Below are 24,186 nucleotides of genomic sequence, written 5' to 3' on the forward strand. Positions count from 1 at the left end.
AGGCCCATGTCAGCGCACGACCCCGCACGACCACGTCTCCTCCGCCCCACGCTCCTGTTCCCCCTGTTGCTCGCCCTCCTGGCGGCGCTGTTCGTCACGCAGTCCGGGACGTCGGCCGACGCCGCGACCGGCACCTTGCTGCGCGACGGCACCGGCCTTTACCCACGCGCCGTCAGACTCGCCCACAGCGGCGAAGCCAACGGCCGGGTCCTGGCCTCCGTGGTCACGTTCGACGGCAACAACGGGCTCGGCGCCATCCACGAGAGCACGGACGGGGGCGCCTCGTTCCGCGAAGTCGGCGCCGTGCGCGACCCCGAGGCGGCGGGCGGGCAGGGGCTGTGCTGCTCGACGCTGTACGAACTCCCGCAGCGCATCGGTGACATGCCCGCGGGGACGCTGCTGTGGGCGGCGTCGATCGGACAGGACGAGCCGAACCGTCGTATGGCTCTGCGGGTCTTCAAGAGCAATGACGTGGGCCGCAGTTGGAGGTATCTGTCCACGATCGCCACGGCGCCGAACGACAAGGGGCTGTGGGAGCCGGAGTTCTCCGTCGACGCCTCCGGGCAGCTCGTGGCGCACTACTCCGACGAGACCGACGCCGCCCACAGCCAGAAGCTGGTGGCCGCCCGCAGTGCGAACGGGGTGACCTGGACCGGACACCACGACACGGTGGCCAGCACGCTGGCCTCGGACCGGCCCGGCATGGCGGTGGTCCGCAAGATGGGCGACGGGACCTACTTCATGTCGTACGAGATCTGCGCGGCCGCCGGGCAGTTCGTGTGCGTCGTGCATTACCGGACCTCCAGCGACGGCTGGAACTGGGGTGCCACCAGTTACCTGGGCATCCGCCCGGAGACCGCCGACGGCAAGTACTTCAAGCACGCGCCGAACCTGGCGTGGGCACCGGAGGCGGGCAACCCCAAGGGCAGGCTCTTCCTCGTCGGTCAGGTCATGTACAACCGCGACGGCAGCAGGGCGGCCGGCAGTGGGCGCACCGTATGGGTCAACAGTGCGGGTGGAGCGGGGAGTTGGCGGGAGATCCCCGCGCCGGTCGCCGTCGAGTCGACGACCGTCGACTACTGCCCCAACTACAGTTCCAGCCTGCTGCCGTCGGCCGACGGCAACCGTCTCCTCGAGATCGCGACGGACTGGTCGGGCTCGGTCTGCAAGCCGTACTTCGCGACCGGGGCGGTCCCTGCGGCCTGAGCAGTCAGGTGTCCGGCAGGGTGAATGCGCAGCCACACGAGGGAGCCCGCCCGCGCGCCTGCGCAGCCCTGCCCGCGGCGGCCGCTACCGAGAGATCATGACCTACGACCCGCTCGACGAGATGTTCCGCCGGATCGACCTGGCGCAGGCCATGGAAGAGCAGTTCGGCAACAGCCGGGACTGGCCACTGCGCCTGCGTGCCGCGCATGCCCAGCTGGAGCAGTTGCGCAGACTGCTCGGCGACTCCCCCTACGAGACCTTCGCCGCGAGCGCCGTGGAAGCCGTACGGCGCCGTGCGGAGAGCCGAGGTCCGAGGGACCTGCACAGTCAGTACCTCGGCCGGGAGCTGCACGAGCAGGAACACATCCTCGGTGAGGACGCCGCACACGTCGCCTGGGGGATCGCGAGCGGACTCACGGTGCTGCTCGACGACGAGCTGTACGAGGAGGTCATCACCGTCGCGGCGGCGGCGGCTTGCGGGTCGGGAGCCGCCGCCGGCGCCTGAGCGGTGGGGCCGAGGGGACAATGGCCGCATGACCACACAGGCACAGGCCCAGGCACCGCACCCCGGCTCGTGCCGCTGCCTGTGCGGAGCCCACCCCGAGTTCCCCGCGTCGTGCACCGGTCACGCGGAGCCAGGCCTCACCGGTGCCTTCGACTCGCCCCTGTGCCGCAACTGCCACGACATCCGCATGGGCCTCGCCCCCCAACGCGGCTCCGCCCTGGAAGCGGTCACCGCCACCTGCACCTGCCACTGCGGGGCCAACCACCCCAGCAGCCCCGGCGTTTGTACAGCGGCCTCCGAGGACGGGGTGACGATCGACGGCAGACCTGCCTGCCCCGAGTGCGAGGAAGCCAGCCGCGGCAGCTGACGATGGTGGCGAGGTGAGCAGGAGGAAGTCGAGCAGGAGGAAGTCGAGCAGGAGGAAGTCGAGCAGGAGGAAGTCGAGCAGGAGGAAGGGGAGCACCCTTGCGCCGGGTGCTCCCCTTCCTCCTGCTTCAGCTGCCCTCGATCACGGCGCCCTGAGGGGCGTCAGTGGCTCGGGCCCTGCTTGCGGTCGCGGTCGCGCCAGGACTCGCCCTTCGCGCGGCGCTCGCCCTTGGCGTCGTCGAACTCGATCTGCTCCTTGCGCACCGTGTCCGATACCTCCTCGGTCTCGGTGACCTTCTCGGTCTCCAGACGGACACGCTCGACCGGCACGGACTCCTTGCTGACCACCGCCTTCTCGGCGTGCAGGGTCACCTCGGTCTGCTCCTCGCCGATGTTGGCGCGCGTGCGGTCACCCTCGCGGATGGGCTCGCGTACGACGCGGACCTCCTCGTGGGAGATGGGGACGGAGGTCTTCACGTCTTCGTTGACGACCACCTTGCGGAGACGGGCGTGCCCGACCTCCTGCTCTTCCGTCCCGACGCGGAGGCGCTCCTCCGAGCGGATCATCTCGTCCGTCTTGCCCTCGTCGCCCGGGCCGGAGCGCGTCGCGAACTCACGGGCGCCCGCGTTGCTTCCGCGGCCCTCACCGGCGCCCATGCCCATACCGGCACCTGCTCCGGCCATGCCCGCGGTACCGGCGCGACCACCTGCCGAGGGGGCAGGCGTGCCACTGGGGCGGGTGAGGCCGTAGTGGGTGTAGAGGTCCTGCTCCTCGCCCGGCTCGAGGTGCTGGTCGGCGTCCACGCGCGGGGCGTCCTTGACGGCTTCCTTCGTCGCCGTCACGTGCAGCTCGTCCTGCTGACGGCGGGCTCCGGCGAGGGGCACGAAGCTCTGCTTCATACCGAAGAGACCGGTCTTGACGGTCACCCACTCGGGACGCCCAGTTCGGTCGTCGAGATACACCTGCTCGACGCTGCCGATCTTCTCGCCGGTACGGTCATAGGCCGTAAGGCCCGCGAGCCCGTCGGCGCTGGTGAAGGCCTCGCCCTGAGTCATGGGTGATCACTCCCTCGCAGCGCGCGACGGGCAGAATCGAATTTCGCCACGGACGCCGCACGCGTCCCCTCCATCCCGCTCCGGACCGGAGCGGAACGCAACCAGGAGAGTTACGGAGCGTACGCGGACAGCTCGGTTCAGGTCGTTCTGCGGGCTGTTTGCGGCGATTGAGGTGACTTCGCCCACCATTCCATCCACTAGCCCATTCGAGTGACGGAGTGACGGAGTGACGGAGTGACGGAGTGACGGAGTGGCGGGGTGACGGGGTGGCGCGAGTCGCGAGGGTTTCGGGACCCGGGGCTAGGGCAGAGCCGCCCGCACCAGGACCTGCTCCGTCTCGGACGGGAAGAAGCCGGAGATCCCCTGCAGCAGACGCAGTGCCGTGGTCACGCGGAGAGGGAGGGGCCGCGGCAGGCCGGCCGGAGTGAGGGCTGCCACGCAGGGCTGCGACCGGGCCTGGTCCAGTTCGTGCTGGGCGCGCTGATCCTCGCCGTTGCGGATGTGGACGAGAGCGCGCCGGACACTGCCCGACGCCTGTTCCGAGACGCTCAGGAGGGCGGTGATGCCGGACGCGGCCGCATCGGCCCCGGTGGGGTGATCGGCGGCCGGCCGGGTCATGGCCGGCGCGGCACCTGCGAGCGTGCAGTCGCCGGCGGCCAGTCGGAGGTGGGTGCTTGCCTGGTCCAGGATTTTGACGATCGCGCACAACCGTCCCGTGTCGAACGAGGCCATGGGATGACTCCTCTTCGATACCGCGTGGCGAACACGCGCACGAGTTGTTCGTCCTTCAGACGTATCACCGCTGCACGTCCCGCCCGAACCCCCGCGGGGGAGCGCACGCGGCGCGCAGGGAAGGGCGAAAGCGGGCGCGGCGCCCGGGATTTCCGCCCGGGGGCGCACAACTAGGGCCCGTCCTGGACGGGCCCTAGTTGGGGCTCAGGGACTGACTGAACTGATCAAGCCGGGTTGCGTACGGTCAGGCAGACGCGTCGACCGGTACGCGCGCCATCTCCACCGTGAACTGCGCCCCGGCCAGCAGTGCCAGGTTGGACACCCAGAGCCAGACCAGGAAGACGACCACCCCGGCCAGTGAGCCGTAGAGCTTGCCGTAGGTGCCGAACCCCGTGGCGTACAAGGTGAACAGGCCCGAGGACAGGAGCCACAACAGCGCTGCAAGGAGGCCGCCCGGCAGGCTGCGGCGCCAGCCGCGCTCCGAGGGCGGCGCGTTGCGGAAGAGCACGAGGACGAGCAGGACCACGAGACAGACCAGGGCGGGCCACTTCATGACGGTCCACGCGGTCTGTCCCGCGTCGCCGACCCCGATGCGCCGTCCGACGGTCTCGACGAGGGAGCCGCTCAGTACGAGCAGGAGCGCGCTCGCGGCCAGCAGGGCGAGCAGCGCGGCGGCGGTCATCAGTACGCGGTGCGCCTTGCGCCACATCGGCCGGGTGTCCTTCACGCCGTGCATCGCGTGCAGGGCCCGCCGGAAGACGGCCGCGTAGCTCGATGCGGACCACAGCGCGCTGACCCCGCCGGCGATCACCACGGTCACGGCGGCCGACCGCGCGCGGGCCATCTCGGTGAGGGCCTCGTTCAGGGCGCTGCCCGACTGCGCGGGTGCCCAGTCGGTGACCTCGGCTATGAGTGACTGCGTGGTGTGCGGACTGACCAGGCTGATCAGGCTGACCGTGACCAGGAGCGCGGGCAGCAGGGCGAGAATCGCGTAGTACGTCAACGCCGCGGCCCAGTCCGACACGTCGTCGTTCCACATCGCCACCGGGGTGCGGCGCAACGCGGAGCCGCGCCGCGTCCACGGTGAGGGAGCCCCGGCAGGACCGGCGGGGGCGGGGAGCGGCCCGGGCCCGCCCGGGACGCCGGCGCGCCCCGCACCCTCAGGCGTCGCGGAACTGGTCATGGGCTGCTCCTCGTTGTTCGTGCCGACGGTTCGTGCCGACGGTTCGTGCGGACGGGGGGCGTGCGGGCGGCGCACTGTGCCGTTTTCCCTGCTCGGCCCCTTGGACACGTGTCGCGCGGGTCCGTCACGAGGAAGCGGACGGAACGTAATCTTCCCCTTCCCGTCATCTGTGGGTCGAAGCGGGTCCGCGTACGTCGACCGGTAGCGGAGGTAGCCGTTCAGTGACATCGCGGACAGGGCTGTGACGGGGGATTGGGCAACGGTCGCGGGACGTCGCGGGTCGTATGTGGAGTGGGGGTCGGGCAAGCCGGCCCTCCGGGAACGGGGAGTTGACGATGATGAGCGTTCGCATGAGCCGAGGACTGTGTGCCCTGGGCGCCGCGGTGGCCGTGGCGGGTGTGGTGGCCGGCACGAGCCCGGCGGCCGCCGCCGGTTCACCCCGGTTCCTGGCTCCGGCGGAACTGCCGCCGCACGCGTCGTCGGCATGGGTCGCGGGCCCGGTGACCGCCGGGCAGCCCGACCCGCTGCCGATGTGTGTGGGGGAGGCCCTGCCCTCGATCTCCGTGCACCGCGACTACCGCACGGACTTGGACACCAACGCCCTCCAGGTGACGGTGGTCGAGCGCAGTGAGCAGCGTGCCAAGGACTTCGCGGCGCTGCTGCGCAAGAACCTGGAGGGCTGCTCGAAGAAGCTGATGCAGCAGTATCCCGACGTCACCGCGACCCAGAAGTACTACGGGAAGCTGAACGTCGAGGAGGGCGCCCACGTCTACGGCGTCCACACCGAGGCCACCACGGGCTCGTCCGATATCAACATGCTCTCGGTGGGCCGGGACGGCACGACGGTGACGCTCGTCAAGTGGGGGCAGATGGGCAACTTCGCCCACGCGCAGGTGGCCGACTTCAAGGCGACGACCATCAAGGCCGTCAAGAAGCTCTACTGACGGACCGGGATCGGACTACTGACGGAACAGGACCGAGAACAGCGCCTCCGGTGCCGCCCATCGCCACGGCCGATGGGCGGCACCCGTGCGTGAAAGGGGGATCTGGGCCGAGTTGGCACCCCCTACTTCCAGCCAGACTAAGGTTAGGCTAACCTTCACGCCGTGAGATCAGGTGAACGCGCAGGTAGCGCCACACGTCCGCGCGGTCACGAACTGTCCGCCGAGCACATGACCGTGTCGTACGACGGCGTCGACGTCGTCCACGACGCCGCCATCCAGCTCAGGCCCGGCGAAGTGACCGCTCTCGTCGGCCCGAACGGGAGCGGCAAGTCGACACTGCTGCGCACCGTCGCCCGCTTGCAGGGGGCCCGGCTCGGCACCCTGACCCTCGACTCCGGTACGGCCGACGCCGCCGACGCCTTCGACCTCACGTCCCGCCAGTTCGCCCGGCGCGTCGCGCTCCTGACCCAAGGACGCCCCACGCCCGGCGGTCTGACCGTCCGTGACGTCGTGGAGTTCGGCCGCTATCCCTACCGGGGGCGCTGGGGTCAGGCCGATCCCGGGGGCGCCGCCGTGGTGGAACGTGCGCTCGCCATGACCGGCGTCGACGGCCTCGCCGACCGCGCCGTCGACCAACTCTCCGGCGGACAGCTGCAGCGGGTGTGGCTCGCCGGCTGCCTCGCCCAGGAGACCGGCGTGCTCCTCCTCGACGAGCCGACCACCTACCTCGACCTGCGCTACCAGATCGAACTCCTCGACCTGATGCGCGACCTCGCGGACGACGGCGGCATCGCCGTCGGCGTCGTCCTGCACGACCTCGACCAGGCAGCCGCCGTCGCCGACCGGATCGCCCTCCTGGACGCCGGGCGCATCGTCGCCGACGGCGCCCCCGAGGACGTACTGCGGCCCGAGCGCCTCTCCGAGACGTACGGCATCCGCATCGAGGTCGACACAGACCCCCTCACCGGCCGGCTGCGCACCCGCGCGATAGGCCGCCACCACAGCAGAAGTGAAAGGCTCCACACCTCCTCATGAGACGCTCCCTGATCGCCGCGACGGCCGCCACCGCCGCGGCCCTCATCCTGTCCGGTTGTGGCACCTCCGAGCCCGCCAAGGCCAGTTCGGACAAGAAGTCCGAGCCGATCACCCTCACCGACGCCCATGGCAAGACGGTGAAGCTCGACGGCCCGGCCAAGAAGGTCGTCGGAACCGAGTGGAACGTCGTCGAGTCCATGGTCACGCTCGGCGTCGACCCCGTCGGTGTCGCCGACGTCAAGGGCTACAAGGCGTGGGACTCGGCGGTTCCGCTGAAGAACGACCCCAAGGACATCGGCACGCGCGGTGAGCCGAGCATGGACACCCTCGCCGGTCTCACCCCGGACCTCATCGTCACCACGACCGACATGTCGGCCTCCGCGGTGAAGCAGATGAAGAAGGTCGCCCCCGTACTCCAGGTCAAGGCCGCCGACGGCGCCGACCAGGTCGGGCAGATGATGGACACCCTCGACGTCATCGCCAAGGCCACGGGCACGACCGCCGAGGCCAAGAAGGCCAAGGAGTCGTACGAGGCGAAGGTCGCCGAAGGCAGGAAGGCGCTGAAGGAGGCCGAACTCGACGGCTCGAAGATCGCCATGGCCGACGGCTACGCCGCCTCCAACCAGGTCTCCCTGCGCGGCTACACCAGCAACTCCCTGCTCGGCGCCGTCAACGAGGACCTCGGCCTCAAGAACGCGTGGAAGCTCAAGGGCGACAAGGACTACGGGCTCGCCACCACCGACGTCGAGGGCCTCACCGCGCTCGACGACGACGCGAAGCTCGTCTACATCGGCAACAAGGGCGACGACAGCTCCGACGTGTTCACCGACGAACTCGCGGACAACTCCGTCTGGAAGTCCCTGCCGCTCGTCAAGGACGACGAGGTGCACCGTCTGCCCGACGGCATCTGGATGTTCGGCGGCCCCGAGGCGATGGAGGCGTACATCGACGCCCTCGTCGACAGCCTGAAGAAGTAGGAGACCGTGGCCGTCACCGCAACGCCCTCAGCCACGCCCGAACGCGCGGCCGCATCCCCATCGGGCGCGGTCGCGGTGACGGCCGGTCTGGTTCTCCTGGTCGCCGTACTCGCCGTCGTCGACATCACGCAAGGCACCGCATCCGTAGGGCCCGGCCAGGTGTGGAAGGCCCTCACCGGGCAGGCCGAGCAAGGCGAATCCTCCGTCGTCATCGCCTCGCGCATGCCGCGCATGGTCGCCGGGATACTCATCGGCGTCGCGCTCGGCGCGGCAGGCGCCACCCTGCAGGCCGTCACCCGCAACGTGCTCGCCGCGCCGGACACCCTCGCCGTCAACACCGGTGCCTACCTCGCGGTGACGATCCTGGTCGCCAGCGGTGCCACGGCCCCGCTGCTCGCGTCATCGGGAGTGGCGTTCGTCGGCGGCCTCGCGGCGGCCGCCGTCGTTCTCGCGGTGTCGGGACGAGGCGCCGGAACGGTGCGCCTCGTCCTGGCCGGCAGCGCGCTCGCCCTCGGACTCAACGCCGTCACCGAGGCGCTGCTCCTGCTCTTCCCCGAACGGACCGAAGGCCTCTACCAGTGGGGCCAGGGAAGCATCAGCCAGAACGGCTTCGACGGCGTGGTCCAGATGGCGCCCGTCATCGGGGCCGCACTCGCCGGCCTCCTGCTGATCGCCCGTCGCATCGACGCCCTGGCCCTCGGTGACGACGCCGCGCACGGGCTCGGCGTCCCGGTCCGCGGGACGCGCGTCACGTCCGTCGTCCTCGCGTCGATGCTCGCCGCCGCGACGGTGACGCTCGCGGGGCCGATCGCCTTCGTGGGGCTGTGCGCCCCCGCCCTCGTGCGGCCACTCGCCGGTCGTTTCCGCGCCCTCGTACGCCACCGGGCCCGCATCCCCGTCGCGGGTCTCGTGGGCGCCGCCCTCGTACTGGGATCCGACGTGCTGCTGCGCGCCGTGACGTCCTCCCAGACCGCGGTCGCCGTGCCCACGGGCGTCATCACGAGCGTCGTCGGCGCCGTGTTCCTCGTCGTCATGGCGATGCGCACCCGCGACGGCGCCGGCGCCACCGCGCCGGAGCGGCTGCGCATCCCGGGCCGGACGGCCTACGTCATCACCCTGGTGCTCCTGGTGGGCGTGCTGGTCGGCGTCACGATCGCCGCGGTGCTCGTCGGCGACAGCACGTTCCTGCTCGGCGACGTGGCCAACTGGGTGCGGGGTCAGTCGGGCCAGGCCATCACCTTCGTCCTCGACACCCGGGTGCCACGGGTGCTCGCCGCGCTCTGCGCGGGTGCCGCGCTCGCGCTGTCCGGCACGCTCGTACAGTCCGTCACCCGCAACCCGCTGGCCGAACCCGGCGTCCTCGGGGTCTCCGGCGGAGCGGCGCTCGGCGCCATCCTCCTCGTCACCTCGGTTCCGGGCGCCGGATCGTGGAGCATCGCGGGAGCGGCGTTCGCCGGCGCCGCGGTCAGCTCCCTGGTCGTCTTCGGGCTCGCGGCGAAGGGCGGGTTCCAGAACAGCAGGCTCGTCCTCGTCGGCATGGGTGTGTCATCGGGATCCCTGGCGCTGATCAGCCTCGTCATCGTGCTCACCGACCGGTTCAGCGCGACCAAGGCGCTGATCTGGCTCTCGGGCTCCACCTACGGACGGAGCGGCACCGACATCCTGCCGGTCGCTGCCGTGCTCGTGGCCGCGACGGTCGTGGCGGTCTCCCGCCGCAAGGAACTCGACCTCGTGTCGCTCGACGAGGACACGCCTCGGCTCCTCGGGCTCGATCTGGCTCGCGGACGCCTCGGCTTTCTCGTCGTGAGCGTGCTGCTCAGCGCCACCGCGGTGGCAGCGGCCGGCACGATCGGCTTCGTGGGACTCGTGGCGCCGCACGCGGCACGCGCGCTGGTGGGCCGACGCCACGTCCGGGTCGTCCCGGTGGCGATGCTGCTCGGCGCGTCCCTCGTCTGCCTCGCCGACCTGCTGGGCCGTACCGTCATCGCCCCGGCGCAACTGGGCGCGGGACTCATGACGGCGGTCGTCGGGACGCCGTACTTCGTGTACTTGCTGGTACGCAGCCGGCGTTAGCCGCGGGGCGAACGACAGCGGCCCCGCCGCGACGGGGGGACGCGGCGGGGCCAGTTAGGCGAGTGCCCCGCCCATCGAGCCTCACGCCCGCCGCGGCGGATTGTTTTTCGGCGATTTTGCCGGGCGGCAAGGCGCGAGGAGCACCGCGCCGCCCGCCACCGGGGCGGGTGGCGGGTGGCGCGGCGGGTGTTGCGGGTGATGCGGGGCCGACGGGGTCAGCGGCGCATCGGTATCTCCGCGGGTTCCCCCGACTCGGAGTCGGGGAACGTCTTCATCCGCACCGCTTCCGTACCGCTGTCGTTGTGCCGCAGCGCCCAGTTCTCCAGCGTCGTACGGCAGGCGTGGTCCAGGTGCCGTACGGCGGTCAGGTCGAGCTCGATGGGCCGGTCCTTGGGGAGGGCCTCCAGCGTCTCGAGAATGCGGGGCAGCCGCAGGAACGTCGCGTTGCCGGTGAGGGTGACGACCATCCGGCCGCCGGTCAACTCCCGTACGTCCAGGTGGATGTGCGAGGTGTCCCAGGCGGACTTGACCACCGCGAGCACCAGGCCGAGCACCACGCCCTCGAACATGTTGGTCACCACGATGGCGATCGCGGTGGTGGCGAGCACCAGCGCCTCGCCCCGGTGCTCGCGGGCGAGCGGGACGATCGCCTTGACGGGGATCAGCTTGCAGCCCGCGTGGACCAGGACGCCGGCGAGCGCCGCCAGCGGGATGATGCCGAGCGCGGCCGGGAACAGCACGGCGAACAGCAGCAGCCACGCGCCGTGCAGGACCCGGGAGAGCGGAGTTCGTGCGCCGGCCTCCACGTTGGCCGAGCTGCGGACGATGACCGCCGTCATCGGCAGCGCGCCGAGGACGCCGCACGTCGCGTTGCCGATGCCCTGGGCGACCAGCTCCTTGTCGTACTGCGTGCGCGGACCGTCGTGCATGCGGTCCACCGCGGCGGCGCTGAACAGCGATTCGGCCGACGCGATGAGGGTGAAGGCGAGGACCGTGCCGAGCACGGCGACGCTGCCAAGGGCCGCGAGGTCGCCGAACCCCGGCGGCTGAATGGCGTCGACCAGGCCGCGCACGGTCACGTTGGCCACGTCGAGCCGCAGCCCCGCGGCCACCGCGGTGGCCAGCGCGACGGCGGCGAGCGGTGCGGGCACCACGCGCACGGCCGCGGGCAGCTTCGGCCACAGCACGAGCACGGCGATGGTGCCAAGGCCCAGGAGCGCGGCCGTCAGTGAGGCGGTGTCAGCCAGCACGTCGGCGAGGAGTCCGGGCAGCCCGGCTATCTTGTCGAGCCCGGAGCGCGGCTGTTCGGCCCCGGCCATGGTGTAGAGCTGGCCGAGGATCAGTACGAGTCCGATGCCGGCCAGCATGCCCTGCACGACGGACACGGAGATGGCGCGGAACCAACGGCCGCAGCGCAGCAGGCCGAGGACGATCTGCAGGGCGCCGGTGAGCAGCACGATGGCGCCGAGCATGCCGAGGCCGAACTCCTGTACCGCCTCGAAGACGAGGACGGTCAGACCGGCGGCGGGCCCGCTCACCTGCAGGGCGCTGCCCGGCAGGAAGCCGACGACCAGGCCGCCGACGATGCCGGTGACCAGGCCCAGTTCGGCGGGCACACCGGAGGCGACGGCCACGCCGACGCACAGCGGCAGGGCGACGAGGAAGACGACGAGCGAGGCGAGGAAGTCCTTGCGCGGGACGCCCGGTTCACGCAGCGGGCGGAAGGGGGAGCGGAGAGTGGAGAGGAAGGAGGACATGAGGGTGGGGGGTCCTGTCGTGAGAGCGGGCCGGGCGGTGGGGCGTGGCGGCTCTCACAGCGGACCGAACGCCGGCCGGCCGCCCTGCGAGGGGCGGTGGGCGGTGACGGTGCCTGTGTGCACTTCGTAGTACCAGGCGTGCAGGGTCAGTGAGCCTTCGCCGATCCGCTCGCTCACACAGGGGTAGGCGCGCAGCCTCTCCACCTGGGCGAGCACGTGGGTCTGCACGGCTTCGGCCACGTCCGTGGAGGCGGGGGAGAGGGAGCGCAGGGCGGCGTCCGACGCGACGGAGTGGTCCAGCCAGTCGCGCACGGCCGGCACGCCCGACAGGTCTTCGCCGCGCACCAGGGCGCCCACCGCGCCGCAGTGCGAGTGTCCGCAGACGACGATGTCGCGGACTCCGAGCACGCACACCGCGTACTCGATGGTGGCCGCCTCGCTCACGGGGTGACTGCCCTGGCCGAGGCCGTCGCGGGAGTCACGGGAGGGGTAGGGCGGTACGACGTTGCCCGCTGTACGGAGTTCGAAGAGTTCGCCGGGGCGTGCTCCGGTGATCAGGGTCGGTACGACGCGTGAGTCGGAGCACGTGACGAACAGGGCTTCGGGCGACTGCCCGGCCTCGAGGGCCTGGAAGGCCGCGGCGTTTTCAGGGGCCGCGACGTGTGTCGCGGCGAAGGAACGGGCGTTGTCGATCAGGGACTTCATGATGGCCTGCCTCCTGCGTCACTCCGGCGGAGCCGGGACGCGGTGTGGTCGGGTCGATGGTGACAGTGAGGCGGCGCGGGCCGCTGCATGACAGCGGGCACCACGTCGCCCCGGAAACAGCCTCTACGGCAGCTGTGTCTCTCACTTTGCCATCGCATTAACGTCGGATGACAGAGCAAAAACCTGCCAAAGATTGAGTAATAAACGCCCCTGAACTGCGAGTCGATCGAACGCTCAGCCGAAGGTCGAGACTCCACGTGGAGATCATGTGCAGCCCGTGAGATGGTTCCGCTCGCAGACGCGTGTCACTGTGATGTCATGCCCATCGACGTGCGACCGGCCTCGGTCTTCGAGGATGTCCGGGCCGTCATCGGCCCCAAGTCGGCCGGTGCCAATGTCTGCTGGTGCCTGAGCTATCGGATCCCGTCCAAGCTCAACAACGAGCTGCGCGGGCCGGACCGGGGTGAGTACGTCGCCGGGTTGTGCCGTGCCGAGCCGCCTCCGGGGGTGCTCGCCTATGACGGGGACGAGTCGGTGGGGTGGGCCGCGGTCGCGCCGCGTGCGGACACGTCCTTCGCGCGGAACCGGAAGATTCCGCACGTCGACGATCTGCCGGTCTGGTCCCTGTGGTGCGTCCGGGTACGCCCGGGCCACCGTAAGCAGGGGATCTCACACGCCCTCATCGCCGGCGCGGTCGAGTTCGCCCGCGCCCACGGAGCGCCGGTGGTCGAGGCGTACCCGCTCGACAACGGCGACGCCAAGGTCGACCTGACGATGGCGTACGCGGGGATCCGCAAGAACTTCGAGCGTGCCGGATTCACCCACGCCGCCGACACCACCTCCGTGCTGGCCGGCCACCCCCGGATCCTGATGCGGCTCGACCTGCGATGAGCTACCGCTGACCCGCCTCGGACGGCGAGGTCAGTTCGCGGCGTCCGGGTCGATGACGTGCACCGCCGCCTCCTCGGCGGACGCCGCCCCGCCGTCGATGCCCATGTCCTCGCCGACCATGTCCTGCGCGGCGTCGGTCTCCGGATCCCCGCTCGCCCCCTCGTCCGGGGCGAAGAGGCGCCCTGCGCGGGCGTCACCCACCTCCGCCTCGTCGATCGGCTCGCCGTCGGTGTCCGTCGTGTCCCCGATGCCGTCGTCGTCCTCGGCGGGATCAGGAACGTCGAGCGCGGGGTCGGGCCGCTCCTCGGACAGGCGTTCGTCCAGGCTCTCGCCCTCCTGCTGCTCCTGAGCGGTGGTGCCGGTGTGGCCCACCCCGAGGGGCCGCTCCGGGGGCGACCAGCCCTCGTCGTACGGATCCGCCCCGCGGTCGTTGAGCGTGTCCTCCGGATCGAGGATGCCCTCGTCCTCGCGGACCTCCTCCGCGGCGGGCTGGTAGACCTCGTCGCCCATGACCTCGTCGTCTCCCACGGTGCTCGTCCTCCTTCATGCGCGACTGATGCTGGTGTCCTGTCGTGTATCCACCCTGATCCAGAACACACGTTCCGGCACGCGGGGGAGGGGTCACCGGGTTCCCGGCGGACGCCACTCCAGGAGCAACAGCGTCGCGTCGTCGCGCAGTTGGTTGTCCTGCCGGTCGAGGATGGAGTGGATGAGCTGACGCAGGGCCTCGGGCGCCGGTTCGCCCGCCGCGGTCGCGCGGATGATGCTGTCCGTGAACCGCTCAAGGCCGAACTCGGCGCCACCCCCGGTCCGCAGCTCGGTGACGCCGTCCGTGTACATCAGCACCCGGTCACCGGGCTCGAGCGCCTCCTCATGGACCTCCCACGCCACACCGGCCAGCTCGGCGGGCGTCCCCATGGGCGGCTGGGCGGGCCGCTCAAGCGCACGGTCGAGCACGCGGTGGTCCCGGATCAGGAGGGGCGGCGGATGACCGCAGTTGCACCAGCGCAGCACGCCTTCGGCCAGGTCGAGCTGGGCGAGGATCCCGGTGCAGAACTGCTCGGGCAGCCACCCGGCCAGCGCGTGCTGGATGGTCTCGACGAGCTCGGGCAGATCGGCCTCGGCGCGGCGGGCGTTACGGCAGCCGGCCATGGCCACGGCGGTCGTGAGCCCCGACGCGAGGTTGTGCCCCATCGCGTCGAAGATCGCCACATGCAGGGTCGACGGGGTCAAGGAGTGATCGAACGCGTCGCCACCGATCTCGTACGCCGGTTCGAGGACGGCGGTGGAGATCACACGGGAGTTGCCGATGGTCCTGGGCGGCAGGAAGGCCCGGAGCATCTCGGCGGGAAGCTGCATGGCCTCGGACCGGGTCCGGCGCGCGAAGCTGTCGCTCGACGCACGCTTCGAGGTGATCGTCATGGCGAGGACGGAGGCCAGCATGCGGCAGCGGCGCAGCAGCGCGACGTCGATGACCGACGCCGTGGCCCCGATCACGCCGAGGCGCTCGGCGCCGTCGATCAGCGGCAGCCAGGCGACGATCCTGCCCTGCGGCAGCTCCTCGACCCGCAGCGCGTGCGCCCGATAGGCCGAACCGGCGACGGAGTCGTCCACATCGAGGGACGGCGTCTCCTCGGCCAGTGAGATCAGACGCCGCTGCTGGAGGTCCACGAGATACACGTCCACCCCGTCGAGCCCCACGGCGTCGGCGAAGCGCTGCGCCAGCGCGGGCAGCTCCATGGGAGCCGCCGCGTGCGCCGCGGTGAGCAGCTGCTCGAACAGCTGCTCCCCGGGGCCGGGCTGCCGGGGGCCTTGCTTCCCGGGGGCCTGGGCCCCGGGATCGGGCTCCCTGGGATGGCTCGACATCTGTGATCACCGCCTCATCAGCAGTCTCACATCAGGCCCGGGATCCTGCCCGGCCTCGGACGGCACAGGCCCCCATTTCACGTACGCCCGCCGTGATTCGGGCCTCCCCGGGCTCACCCCGGTCCCCCGGACCGGCCGTCTCAGTGATCGACCCCGGTCCGCGGCGGCCCGCCCGCGCAGCGTAAGGTCGCGGACCGGCCGCCTGCGGCCCAACCGAACCAATACCGTCACCCGAACAAGGAGCTGCTGGTCATGCCAGCCAATGACGCCGCTGAGGCGCCGATCTACGAAACCCTCGTCCAGGAGCACGGCGATGTCCTCGCGACAGCCCGCAAGGCCGCCGAGGAGACCCAGCAGAGAGCCGAGGCCGTCCTCGACTTCCGGGGGCCGCTCGCGGTCGTGCCCGACGCCCCCTCCGCCGAGCCCGCGGCGTAGGCGCCACCGCGGGGCGGGGAAGGCCGTCGCCCTCACATGCCCCGCCGCCCTTTGTGGGCGACGCTGGAAGCACACGTACGCCGTCACGGTCCCCGACGGCCGGAGGTGCTGATGGATCCCGTCGAGGCGCTGGAACGGATCGCCTTCCTGCTGGAGCGCGGCCGCGCCCCGACCTATCGGGTGCGGGCCTTTCGCACAGCGGCCGCGGTGGTGGGCGGCCTCGCCGACGGTGAGGCGGCGCGGCGCGTCGCCGACGGCTCCCTGGAGTCGCTCAAGGGGATCGGCCCCAAGACCGCCGGTGTGATCCGCGAGGCGCTGTCCGGCGACGTGCCCGGGTATCTGGAGCGGCTCGAGGGCGAGGCCGACGCCCCGCTCACCGGGGGCGGCGCCCGGCTGCGGGCGCTGCTGCGCGGCGACTGTCACCTGCACTCGGACTGGTCCGACGGCGGCAGCCCGATCGAGGAGATGGGCCGCGCGGCACAAGCGCTCGGCCACGAGTGGGCCGTGCTCACCGACCACTCGCCACGGCTGACCATCGCGCGCGGTCTCTCGCCGGAGCGGCTGCGCGAGCAGCTGGCCGTGGTGGCCGACCTCAACGAGCGCTGGGCGCCCTTCCGGCTGCTCACGGGCATCGAGTGCGACATCCTTGACGACGGCTCGCTCGACCAGGAGCCGGAACTGCTCGACCAGCTCGACGTCGTGGTCGTCTCCGTCCACTCCAAGCTGCGCATGGACGCCGCCGCGATGACGCGGCGCATGGTCGCGGCCGTCAGCAATCCACGGGCCGACGTGCTCGGCCACTGCACCGGACGGCTCGTCACCGGGCGCGGCAGGCCGGAGTCGCAGTTCGACGCGGACGAGGTGTTCGCCGCGTGCGAGGCCGCCGGCACGGCCGTCGAGATCAACAGCAGGCCGGAGCGCCTGGACCCGCCGCGTCGGCTGCTGCGCAGGGCCGTGGACGCCGGTGTGCTGTTCTCCGTGGACACCGACGCGCACGCGCCCGGTCAACTGGACTGGCAGGTGCTCGGGTGCGAGCGGGCCGAGGAGTGCGGGGTGCCCGCCGACCGCGTGGTGACGACCTGGACCGCGGAGAGGCTGCTGGCCTGGACGCGGGAGAAGCGGGCGGCGGCCTGAGCAGGGCACGATGGCACGACGGCAGACCGGCCGGGGCCACGGCTTCAGCTGTGGCCGATGCCTTCAGAGACCGCCCGCGAGGACCCGGTCCGGCGTCAGCGGCAGCTCGCGCAGCCGCACACCCGTCGCGTGGTGCACCGCGTTTCCGATGGCCGCGGCCGTCCCCACGATGCCGATCTCCCCGATCCCCTTGCTGCCCATGGGGTTGAGATGGGCGTCGTCCTCGTCGATCCAGTGCGCCTCGATCGCCGGTACGTCCGCGTTGGCCGGTACGTGGTAGGCGGCTAGGTCGGCCTCCGTGAAGTCGCCGAAGGCCGGGTCCATGGTGCTGCCCTCGGTCAGCGCCATGCCCAGGCCCATCGTCATCGCCCCGATGAACTGCGAACGCGCGGTACGGGAGTTGAGGATGTGCCCGGCCGCATAGACCCCGAGCAGCCGGCGCACCCGGACCTCGCCCGACACCGTGTCGACGCCCACCTCGGCGAAGTGGGCGCCGAAGGCGTGGCGGGCGTAGTCGCTGTCCGCGTCGGCCTCGCCCGTGGTGTCGGCGGTGGCACCGACGCCCTCCGGGGGCAGCTGCTGCCCCTCCTGTCCTGCCAGGCGTGCGGCGAGCCGCGTACAGGCCTCGTGGACGGCCCAGCCCCAGGAGGCGGTCCCGGAGGAACCGCCCGCGAGCGGCGCGTCCGGCAGGTCGCTGCTGCCGATCTCGGTCCGTACGGACTCCAGCGGGACGCCGAGCGCTTCGGCGGCGACCTGGGCGAGCACCGTGCGGGCGCCCGTGCCGATGTCGGTGGCGTTGACGCGGACCACGAAGCTGCCGTCCGGGTAGGCGTGGGCGCTCGCCTGTGAGGGCCCTACGACCACCGGGTACGTGGCCGCGGCGACCCCGCTGCCGACCAGGACCGGCCCCTCGGCGCGCGAGCGTGGGCCAGGGTCGCGCTCGGCCCAGCCGAAGCGCCGGGCGCCCTCGCGCAGGCACTCCGCGAGGTGACGGCTGCTGAAGGGCTTGGCGGAGTCGGGCTCCGTTGGGGTGTCGTTGCGCAGCCGCAGCTCCACGGGGTCGATGCCCAGGGTCACGGCGAGCTCGTCCATCGCCGACTCCAGGACGTACATGCCGGGCGCCTCGCCGGGCGCGCGCATCCAGGAGGGGCTCGGCACGTCGAGCGGCACCACGCGATGGGTGGTGCGGGCGTGCGGCGAGGGGTACATGACACGCGTGGCGGCGGCGGCCGTCTCGACGAACTCCTTGACGCGAGAGGTGTGCGCGGTCACCTCATGGATCACGGAGGTCAGCCTGCCGTCCCTCTCGGCGCCCAGCCGTACCCGGTGCAGGGTCGGCGAGCGGTGGCCCACCACGGCGGGCAACTGGCGCCGTGGCAGGACGAGTTTGACGGGCCTTCCGGTCTCGCGGGCGGCCATGGAGGCCAGCACCACGTGCGGACGGGGTGTGCCCTTGGAGCCGAAGCCGCCGCCGACGTGCTCGGAGACGACCGTGATGTCCTCCTTGGGCAGCGCGAAGAGCCCCGCGAGGACATCGCGGACGGTGGTGGCGCCCTGGCTGCTGTCGTGCACGGTCAGCCGCCCGTCCCGCCACTGTGCGGTGGCCGCGTGCGGCTCCATGGGGTGGTTGTGCAGCGGCGGCACCCGGTAAGTGACGTCGACGCGGGAGGGCGCGTCCGCGAACGCGCTCTCCGCGTCGCCGCGCACGTGCTCGCCGGAGGTGCCGTCCTCGTCCTCCGGCACATAGGCCTCGGGGTGATCTGCCTTCAGGGTGACGTCGTGCGGTTCTTCGGCGTAGGTGACCCGGACGGCCGCCGCGCCCTCGCGTGCCGCCTCCAGGCTGTCGGCGACGACGAGCGCGACGTACCAGCCCCGGTGCGGCACGCGCGCGTCCTGCAACACGGCGAGCGTCGCGTCGTCCGGCTTCCCCAGGCGTGGCGCGTTCAGGTGGGTGAGGACCTCGACGACGCCGGGCAGCTCACGGGCCGCCGTGTCGTCGACCGCGGTGACCGAACCGCGCGCCACCGTGGCGGGCACCGGCCAGGCGTAGGCGCACCCCTCAGGGGTGTGCTCGGCGGCGTAGCGGGCGGCCCCGGCCACCTTCTGGGGGCCCTCCCTGCGCTCGGCGGGGGCCCCGAGGGCGCTGGCGGTGTCCGGCATGGGAGTTCTCCCTGGAGGCGGAGGCAGTCGGGTCACGAAGAGGTGAGGCGGCGCAGGACATCACACGCGAGATTGCGGGCGAGGCGCACCTTGAACGCGTTGTCCCGCAGCGGCTCGGCCGCGGCGAGTTCGGCGTCCACGGCGCTCAGGAACGCCTCGTCGCTCGCCGGGCCGCCGGCCAGCGCCTCCTCGGCGTGCCGGGCGCGCCAGGGCCGGTGGGCCAGGCCGCCGAACGCGATCCGCGCCTGGCGTACGACGGAGTCCTCGACGTCGAGGACCACGGCCACCGAGGCGAGCGCGAAGGCGTACGAGGCGCGGTCGCGGGCCTTGCGGTAGGCGGAGGGCAGCCCCGCGGTCCCGGGCGGGATCCGCACACCGGTGATCAGCTCGCCGGGTGTGATCTCGGTGTCCTGTTCCGGACGGCCGCCGGGCAGGCGGTGGAACTCGGCGACGGGCAGGGCGCGCCGGCCCCGCACGCCCTGGAGCTCCACCTGGGCGTCGAGCGCGGCGAGCGCGACCGCCATGTCCGAGGGGTGGGTGGCGATGCACTGCGGTGAGTGGCCGAGAACCGCGTGGTCGCGGTGGACGCCGTCACGTGCTCCGCAGCCGGTGCCGGGCTCACGCTTGTTGCACGGCTTGCCCAGGTCCTGGAAGTAGGGGCAGCGGGTGCGCTGAAGCAGGTTGCCGCCGGTCGTGGCGATGTTGCGCAGCTGGCCCGACGCCCCCGCGAGGAGCGCCTGGGCGAGGACGGGGTAGCGGTCACGCACCAGCGGGTGGGCGGCGAGGTCGCTGTTGCGCACCGTTCCGCCGGCGCGGAGGGACCCGTCGGGCAGCTCCTCCACGGCGTCCAGCGGCAGCCTGCTGACGTCGATCAGTGTCCCGGGGCGTTCGACGCCCAGCTTCATCAGGTCGACGAGATTGGTGCCGCCGCCCAGATAGCGGGAGCCCTGACGGCCCGCGTGGGCGGCGGTCGCCTCCTCGACGCTGTAGGCACGCACGTACCGGAAGGGCTTCACCGGGCCACGTCCTCTACTGCCTCGACGATGTGCGGATAGGCGCCGCAGCGGCAGAGATTGCCGCTGAGCCGCTCTCGGATCTCGTCCCTGGTCAGCTCGACGGGGGCGCCCGTGTCCGCTTCCGGATCCGTCACGTGGGAGGCGCGGCCCGCCGCGGCCTCCTCCAGTGCGCCGACGGTCGAACAGATCTGGCCCGGGGTGCAGTAGCCGCACTGGAAGGCGTCGCGCTCCAGGAAGGCACGCTGTACGGGATGCAGCCCTTCACCATCCTCGGAGTGAAGCCCTTCCACGGTGGTGATGTCGCACCCTTCATGAGCGACGGCCAGCAGCAGACAGCTGTTGGCCCGGCGTCCGTCGACGAGGACGGTGCAGGCACCGCACTGGCCGTGGTCACAGCCCTTCTTGGCGCCGGTGAGACCCATCTGTTCGCGCAGGACGTCGAGCAGCGTCGAACGGTGGTCGACGGTCGGGCGGCACGGCGTGCCGTTCACCGTCAGGGGCACTTCCGAGCGGAACACTTCGGTCCCCATGGCGCTCTGCTCCCTCGTCGAAGCGTGGTCTGCGGTGTCACCGCGTAACCAGCCTGAGTCAGGACACACGTTCCGGCATCACGGCTTGCGGGCGAGGCCGCCGTGTTCGCCGATGGGCTCCGGGGTGGGGGAGCCGGGGGCCGGGCGCCAGAGCGGGACCGAGACGACGCCCGGCTCCAGGAGTTCCAGACCTTCGAAGAACGCCGCGATCCGGTCGACGGGCCGCAGGAAGTAGGGGACGGCGCCGGTTTCGTTGTAGGCGTCCTGGGCCCGCTCGTAGTCGGCGTCGGTGCCTCGCGAGCCGTCGTTGATCGAGAGGTAGCTGCCGGAGGGCAGGCCTTCCATCAGACGGGTGACGATGGCCCGCGCCCGGTCGTGGTCGCCGATGTGCCCCAGGATGTTGCTGAGGATCAGGGCGGTGGGGCGGGAGAGGTCGAGCGTCTCGGCCGCGGCGGCGAGGATGCGGTCGGGGTCGGACAGATCGGCGTCCACGTACGCGGTGGCTCCCTCGGGCGTGGAGGTGAGCAGGGCGCGGGCGTGCGCGAGGACCATCGGGTCGTGGTCGACGTAGACGATCCTGGACCTCGGATCGAGCCGCTGGGCCACCTCGTGGGTGTTGTCCACGGTCGGCAGCCCGGTCCCGATGTCCAGGAACTGCCCGATGCCCGCCTCGGAGACCAGGTGGGTGATGTTGCGGCGCAGGAACGCGCGGCTGCTGCGGGCGACGGTGCCGATGCCGGGGAAGACGGCGCTGTAGGCGTCGCCCGCCTCCTTGTCGACGGGGTAGTTGTCCTTCCCGCCCAGCCAGTAGTTCCAGATCCGGGCCGAGTGCGGCACCGTCGTGTCGATCTTCTGATGCGCCGCGGGTCCGGGCGTCGTGGCGTGGTCGGTCATGGGCAGCGTCCGTCTCTCCGCCGGGGGCGTGAACCTGTTCAACGCACAATTTAGGTGCCAACCGAGCGGCCGCGTACACCAGTTGACGTTTGTCGATGAGCTCTGCGACGCCGTCCGTTCCGCTTCTGCTGCCAGACATCATCGGGTCCCGGCGGTTGTCCGCCCGCGCGGCCTCGGCGAGGATGCCGCCCTTACGTGAGGGGATCGCCGCGTTCTCCGGGGCGTGTGCGGCCGGGAGGAAAGGCATTGCGATGGGATCACACGCGGCGACGAGCCGACGCAGGCCGATCGTGTTCGCGGCGCTCGGCGCAACCCTGCTCGCAGCCCTGCTGTCCATCCCGAGCGCCGGGGGAGCGCCGCGGTCGGCCGACGCCTGCGGCAGCGTCGGCACCGAGCTGCCGCGCGGCGACTGCGGGCCGTTCTGGCAGGTCGTAGCCGAGGACTTCAACGGTGACCGGGTGCCGCTCGGCGCGTTCAGCGACTGCGATCACCACGCTGACACCTCCGCCGCGTACTGCGACGGACTGAAGGGGTCCTATCGCGCCGACTGGTGGGCCTACCCCACCGGTTGGCGCGACACCGCCAACGACCGGGACCGGGACGTCGTCGGTGTCTACCACCCGGAGGACACCGTGAGCGTGGGCCCTGCGCAGAACGGCGACGGCCGGATGCGCGTCCGGATGTGGCGGCCCGCCGACGGAGGTCCTGTCCACGCCGCCGCGGTCGTACCGCGTGCCGTCATGCAGATGAAGTACGGCAAGTACAGCGCCCGCATCAAGGTGACCAAGCCGGCCCCCGGTTACAAGTCGGCCTGGCTGCACTACGGCGGGGGCTGCGAGATGGACCACCCCGAGGGCAACTGGGCCGGGTCCCTCACCGCGTTCCACCACCCGTGCGGCGGTGGCGAACAGGGCACGTTCCGCGGCGCCGACGAGTGGACCGAGTGGCACACGGTGTCGACCGAATGGACCCCGGGGCACGTGCGCTTCTTCGTGGACGGCCGGGAGACCGGACACGACACCCGAGGCGTGCCGGACCAGCCGCTGTCCTGGATCCTGCAGAACGAGAGCGCGCTGGAAGGCCCGGGAGCGGCGCCCGGCAGCAGCGCGCAGCTGGAGATCACCTGGGTAGCCGCGTACGCGTACGACTGGAAGTAGAGCCGCAGGGCACCCGAGTACCCGCGGGGCGAGGTTTCAGCGGGAGCAGTTCGGCAAAGCGTACAAATATGGTGCAAATCGGCTACACGATGATGACCGAGCAGGCGGGCCCCCGTGCCCTCGTCGACGACCTGGTCGCGGCGGAGCGGGCCGGGTTCGACTTCTCCGTCACCTCTGATCACTACTTCCCCTGGCTCGACTCGCAGGGGCACGCGCCCTACGCGTGGAGCGTGCTCGGTGCCGCGGCGCAGGCGACGTCGCGGATCCCGCTCATGACGTACGTGACCTGCCCGACGGTCCGCTATCACCCCGCCGTGGTGGCACAGAAGGCCGCGACGATGCAGCTGCTCTCCGAGGGCCGCTTCCGGCTCGGGCTCGGCTCGGGCGAGAACCTCAACGAGCACGTGGTCGGCGCCGGCTGGCCATCGCCCCAGGTGCGCCTCGAGATGCTCGAAGAGGCGGTGGACATCATCCGGGCGCTGTTCACCGGCGAGAACGTCAACCACCAGGGCACCCACTTCGACGTGTCGAACGCCCGCCTGTGGGATGTGCCCGACAAGCTGCCGCCCATTGGAGTGGCGGTTTCCGGCGGCCGGTCCTGCTCGCTGGCCGGGCGCCTTGCCGACCTGGTCATCGCGACCGAGCCCAAGGCCGAGCTGCTCGAATCCTTCGACCGGCACGGCGGCAGCGGCAAGCCGCGCGTCGGCCAGCTGCCCGTCTGCTTCGACACCGACAAGGACGCGGCGATCGCCCGCGCCCGAGACCAGTTCCGCTGGTCGGTCGGCGGCTGGCCGGTGAACTCGGAACTGCCGGGGCCCTCCGGCTTCGCGGGCGCCACCCAGTACGTGACCCGCGAGGACATCGCCGAGCAGATCCCCTGCGGCGAGGACGTCGACTCGTTCGTGGACGCCGTACGCCCCTTCGTCGACGCGGGCTTCACGGAAGTCGCCCTCGTCCAGGTGGGCGGCGACCAGCAGCGCCCCTTCATCGACTGGGCGGAGCAGAAACTCCTTCCCGCGCTGCGCGAGCTCTGAGCAGCTCAGGAACATCAGATACCTGTTCGCACATCGGGTACCCGTGATCACACGTCAGTTACCCGCGACCCCACTGGAGCACAGCGTGAACGACACACCCGACCCGGCCGCATCCACCGCGCGGTCCGACTCCCCGGACCTGGTGCAAGTGGTACTCGGCGAGTGCTCCGCGGCCGACGCGGACGCCGTCTTCGGGGTCCTGCGCACCCACTTCCCGTCCGACCGCGGCGAGGAGGCGCCCCACCGGACGGAGCAGCCACGCCCCGCCGTCTGGACCGGCGGTTTCCTCGCCGCCGACAGCCCGGGGCCGGTCCGCGGTGTGCTGCTCGCGGACTCGGTCACCGCCGACCTGCAAGGCAGCCCGGTGGCGGTGGACCGGCTGCGGGCCACGCTCGAATCGGCCTTCGTCGTCTCGGCCACCGGCACCGCGTCCGGCGACCAGGAAGTACAGGTCCAGCTGCGCCTGACGGGCGCCGAACACGGCGAGCCGCCGCTCCCGGGTCACTGAACCCGGTCGCGGCGGTCGCGGC

23 protein-coding genes are annotated in these 24,186 nt (G+C 71.6%); 12 read left to right on the plus strand and 11 right to left on the minus strand.

From position 1 onward, the window contains the following. The first annotated feature begins 6 nt into the window (after window positions 1–6). Complete coding sequence (locus ABXJ52_RS35000; RefSeq protein WP_367047855.1) at window positions 7–1,206, plus strand: sialidase family protein; 1,200 nt, start codon at window positions 7–9, stop codon at window positions 1,204–1,206. A gap of 97 nt (window positions 1,207–1,303) precedes the next feature. Next, entirely contained in the window at window positions 1,304–1,711 is a 408-nt protein-coding gene (locus ABXJ52_RS35005) for a hypothetical protein (protein ID WP_367047857.1), read from the plus strand. Between the two features lie 528 nt (window positions 1,712–2,239). On the opposite strand, the gene ABXJ52_RS35010 is transcribed toward ABXJ52_RS35005, so the two are convergent. From ABXJ52_RS35010 to ABXJ52_RS35020, 3 genes are all read right to left on the minus strand, one after another. Then, window positions 2,240–3,133 (minus strand): PRC and DUF2382 domain-containing protein, encoded by an 894-nt coding sequence (locus ABXJ52_RS35010; RefSeq protein WP_367047859.1) that lies wholly within the window; start codon window positions 3,131–3,133, stop codon window positions 2,240–2,242. 300 nt (window positions 3,134–3,433) lie between these two features. Continuing rightward, entirely contained in the window at window positions 3,434–3,865 is a 432-nt protein-coding gene (locus tag ABXJ52_RS35015; protein WP_367047861.1) for a hypothetical protein, read from the minus strand. A 244-nt stretch (window positions 3,866–4,109) separates the two neighbouring features. Then, window positions 4,110–5,048, minus strand: a complete 939-nt coding sequence (locus tag ABXJ52_RS35020; RefSeq protein ID WP_367047863.1) for a YihY/virulence factor BrkB family protein — start codon at window positions 5,046–5,048, stop codon at window positions 4,110–4,112. A gap of 350 nt (window positions 5,049–5,398) precedes the next feature. Between ABXJ52_RS35020 and ABXJ52_RS35025 the strand changes: the two genes are divergently transcribed. The 4 genes from ABXJ52_RS35025 (at window position 5,399) to ABXJ52_RS35040 (ending at window position 10,077) form a co-directional block, all read left to right on the plus strand. Continuing rightward, window positions 5,399–5,992: a hypothetical protein gene (locus tag ABXJ52_RS35025; protein WP_367047865.1), complete on the plus strand. Its 594-nt coding sequence runs from the start codon at window positions 5,399–5,401 to the stop codon at window positions 5,990–5,992. A gap of 162 nt (window positions 5,993–6,154) precedes the next feature. Then, window positions 6,155–7,027, plus strand: coding sequence for an ABC transporter ATP-binding protein (locus tag ABXJ52_RS35030; protein ID WP_367047866.1), 873 nt, complete (start codon window positions 6,155–6,157; stop codon window positions 7,025–7,027). After that, entirely contained in the window at window positions 7,024–8,004 is a 981-nt protein-coding gene (locus tag ABXJ52_RS35035) for an iron-siderophore ABC transporter substrate-binding protein (RefSeq protein ID WP_367047868.1), read from the plus strand. The genes ABXJ52_RS35030 and ABXJ52_RS35035 overlap by 4 nt, the downstream gene beginning before the upstream one ends. Window positions 8,005–8,010: 6 nt before the next feature. Next, window positions 8,011–10,077, plus strand: coding sequence for an iron ABC transporter permease (locus tag ABXJ52_RS35040; protein ID WP_367047870.1), 2,067 nt, complete (start codon window positions 8,011–8,013; stop codon window positions 10,075–10,077). Window positions 10,078–10,292: 215 nt separating this feature from the next. Here the strand turns inward: ABXJ52_RS35040 and ABXJ52_RS35045 are convergent, their stop codons facing one another. After that, entirely contained in the window at window positions 10,293–11,834 is a 1,542-nt protein-coding gene (locus ABXJ52_RS35045) for a SulP family inorganic anion transporter (RefSeq protein ID WP_367047872.1), read from the minus strand. Window positions 11,835–11,888: 54 nt separating this feature from the next. Next, window positions 11,889–12,539 (minus strand): carbonic anhydrase, encoded by a 651-nt coding sequence (locus ABXJ52_RS35050; RefSeq protein ID WP_367047874.1) that lies wholly within the window; start codon window positions 12,537–12,539, stop codon window positions 11,889–11,891. Between the two features lie 318 nt (window positions 12,540–12,857). On the opposite strand from ABXJ52_RS35050, the gene ABXJ52_RS35055 reads away from it, so the two are divergent. Next, window positions 12,858–13,430: a GNAT family N-acetyltransferase gene (locus ABXJ52_RS35055; protein ID WP_367047876.1), complete on the plus strand. Its 573-nt coding sequence runs from the start codon at window positions 12,858–12,860 to the stop codon at window positions 13,428–13,430. 30 nt (window positions 13,431–13,460) lie between these two features. Here the strand turns inward: ABXJ52_RS35055 and ABXJ52_RS35060 are convergent, their stop codons facing one another. Further along, window positions 13,461–13,940: a DUF5709 domain-containing protein gene (locus ABXJ52_RS35060; RefSeq protein ID WP_367049469.1), complete on the minus strand. Its 480-nt coding sequence runs from the start codon at window positions 13,938–13,940 to the stop codon at window positions 13,461–13,463. Window positions 13,941–14,051: 111 nt separating this feature from the next. Continuing rightward, on the minus strand, window positions 14,052–15,296 hold the full coding sequence (locus ABXJ52_RS35065; protein WP_367047878.1) for a PP2C family protein-serine/threonine phosphatase: 1,245 nt from the start codon (window positions 15,294–15,296) through the stop codon (window positions 14,052–14,054). 252 nt (window positions 15,297–15,548) lie between these two features. Here ABXJ52_RS35065 and ABXJ52_RS35070 point away from each other — a divergent pair, with 252 nt between their 5' ends. Both ABXJ52_RS35070 and ABXJ52_RS35075 read left to right on the plus strand, forming a co-directional pair. Next, window positions 15,549–15,731: a hypothetical protein gene (locus ABXJ52_RS35070; protein WP_367047880.1), complete on the plus strand. Its 183-nt coding sequence runs from the start codon at window positions 15,549–15,551 to the stop codon at window positions 15,729–15,731. Between the two features lie 111 nt (window positions 15,732–15,842). Then, on the plus strand, window positions 15,843–16,865 hold the full coding sequence (locus ABXJ52_RS35075; protein WP_367047882.1) for a PHP domain-containing protein: 1,023 nt from the start codon (window positions 15,843–15,845) through the stop codon (window positions 16,863–16,865). Window positions 16,866–16,928: 63 nt separating this feature from the next. Here ABXJ52_RS35075 and ABXJ52_RS35080 read toward each other — a convergent pair whose 3' ends face one another. The 4 genes from ABXJ52_RS35080 to ABXJ52_RS35095 all read right to left on the minus strand — a co-directional run bounded on the left by ABXJ52_RS35080 (window position 16,929) and on the right by ABXJ52_RS35095 (window position 21,465). Then, window positions 16,929–19,025 (minus strand): xanthine dehydrogenase family protein molybdopterin-binding subunit, encoded by a 2,097-nt coding sequence (locus tag ABXJ52_RS35080; protein WP_367047884.1) that lies wholly within the window; start codon window positions 19,023–19,025, stop codon window positions 16,929–16,931. A 32-nt stretch (window positions 19,026–19,057) separates the two neighbouring features. Further along, window positions 19,058–20,041: a xanthine dehydrogenase family protein subunit M gene (locus tag ABXJ52_RS35085; protein ID WP_367047886.1), complete on the minus strand. Its 984-nt coding sequence runs from the start codon at window positions 20,039–20,041 to the stop codon at window positions 19,058–19,060. Continuing rightward, the gene (locus tag ABXJ52_RS35090; protein WP_367047889.1) at window positions 20,038–20,571 is read right to left on the minus strand and encodes a 2Fe-2S iron-sulfur cluster-binding protein; all 534 of its coding nucleotides are present in this window, start codon (window positions 20,569–20,571) and stop codon (window positions 20,038–20,040) included. The genes ABXJ52_RS35085 and ABXJ52_RS35090 overlap by 4 nt, the downstream gene beginning before the upstream one ends. Window positions 20,572–20,649: 78 nt before the next feature. Continuing rightward, the gene (locus ABXJ52_RS35095) at window positions 20,650–21,465 is read right to left on the minus strand and encodes an SAM-dependent methyltransferase (protein WP_367047891.1); all 816 of its coding nucleotides are present in this window, start codon (window positions 21,463–21,465) and stop codon (window positions 20,650–20,652) included. Between the two features lie 251 nt (window positions 21,466–21,716). Between ABXJ52_RS35095 and ABXJ52_RS35100 the strand changes: the two genes are divergently transcribed. The 3 genes from ABXJ52_RS35100 (at window position 21,717) to ABXJ52_RS35110 (ending at window position 24,164) form a co-directional block, all read left to right on the plus strand. After that, window positions 21,717–22,622: a glycoside hydrolase family 16 protein gene (locus ABXJ52_RS35100; protein WP_367047893.1), complete on the plus strand. Its 906-nt coding sequence runs from the start codon at window positions 21,717–21,719 to the stop codon at window positions 22,620–22,622. 68 nt (window positions 22,623–22,690) lie between these two features. Next, window positions 22,691–23,656, plus strand: coding sequence for an LLM class F420-dependent oxidoreductase (locus tag ABXJ52_RS35105; protein ID WP_367047895.1), 966 nt, complete (start codon window positions 22,691–22,693; stop codon window positions 23,654–23,656). 85 nt (window positions 23,657–23,741) lie between these two features. Further along, window positions 23,742–24,164 (plus strand): hypothetical protein, encoded by a 423-nt coding sequence (locus tag ABXJ52_RS35110; protein WP_367047897.1) that lies wholly within the window; start codon window positions 23,742–23,744, stop codon window positions 24,162–24,164. Window positions 24,165–24,186 lie beyond the last annotated feature (22 nt).

It is taken from the genome of Streptomyces sp. Je 1-332 (assembly GCF_040730185.1).
Taxonomy (GTDB): Bacteria; Actinomycetota; Actinomycetes; order Streptomycetales; family Streptomycetaceae; genus Streptomyces.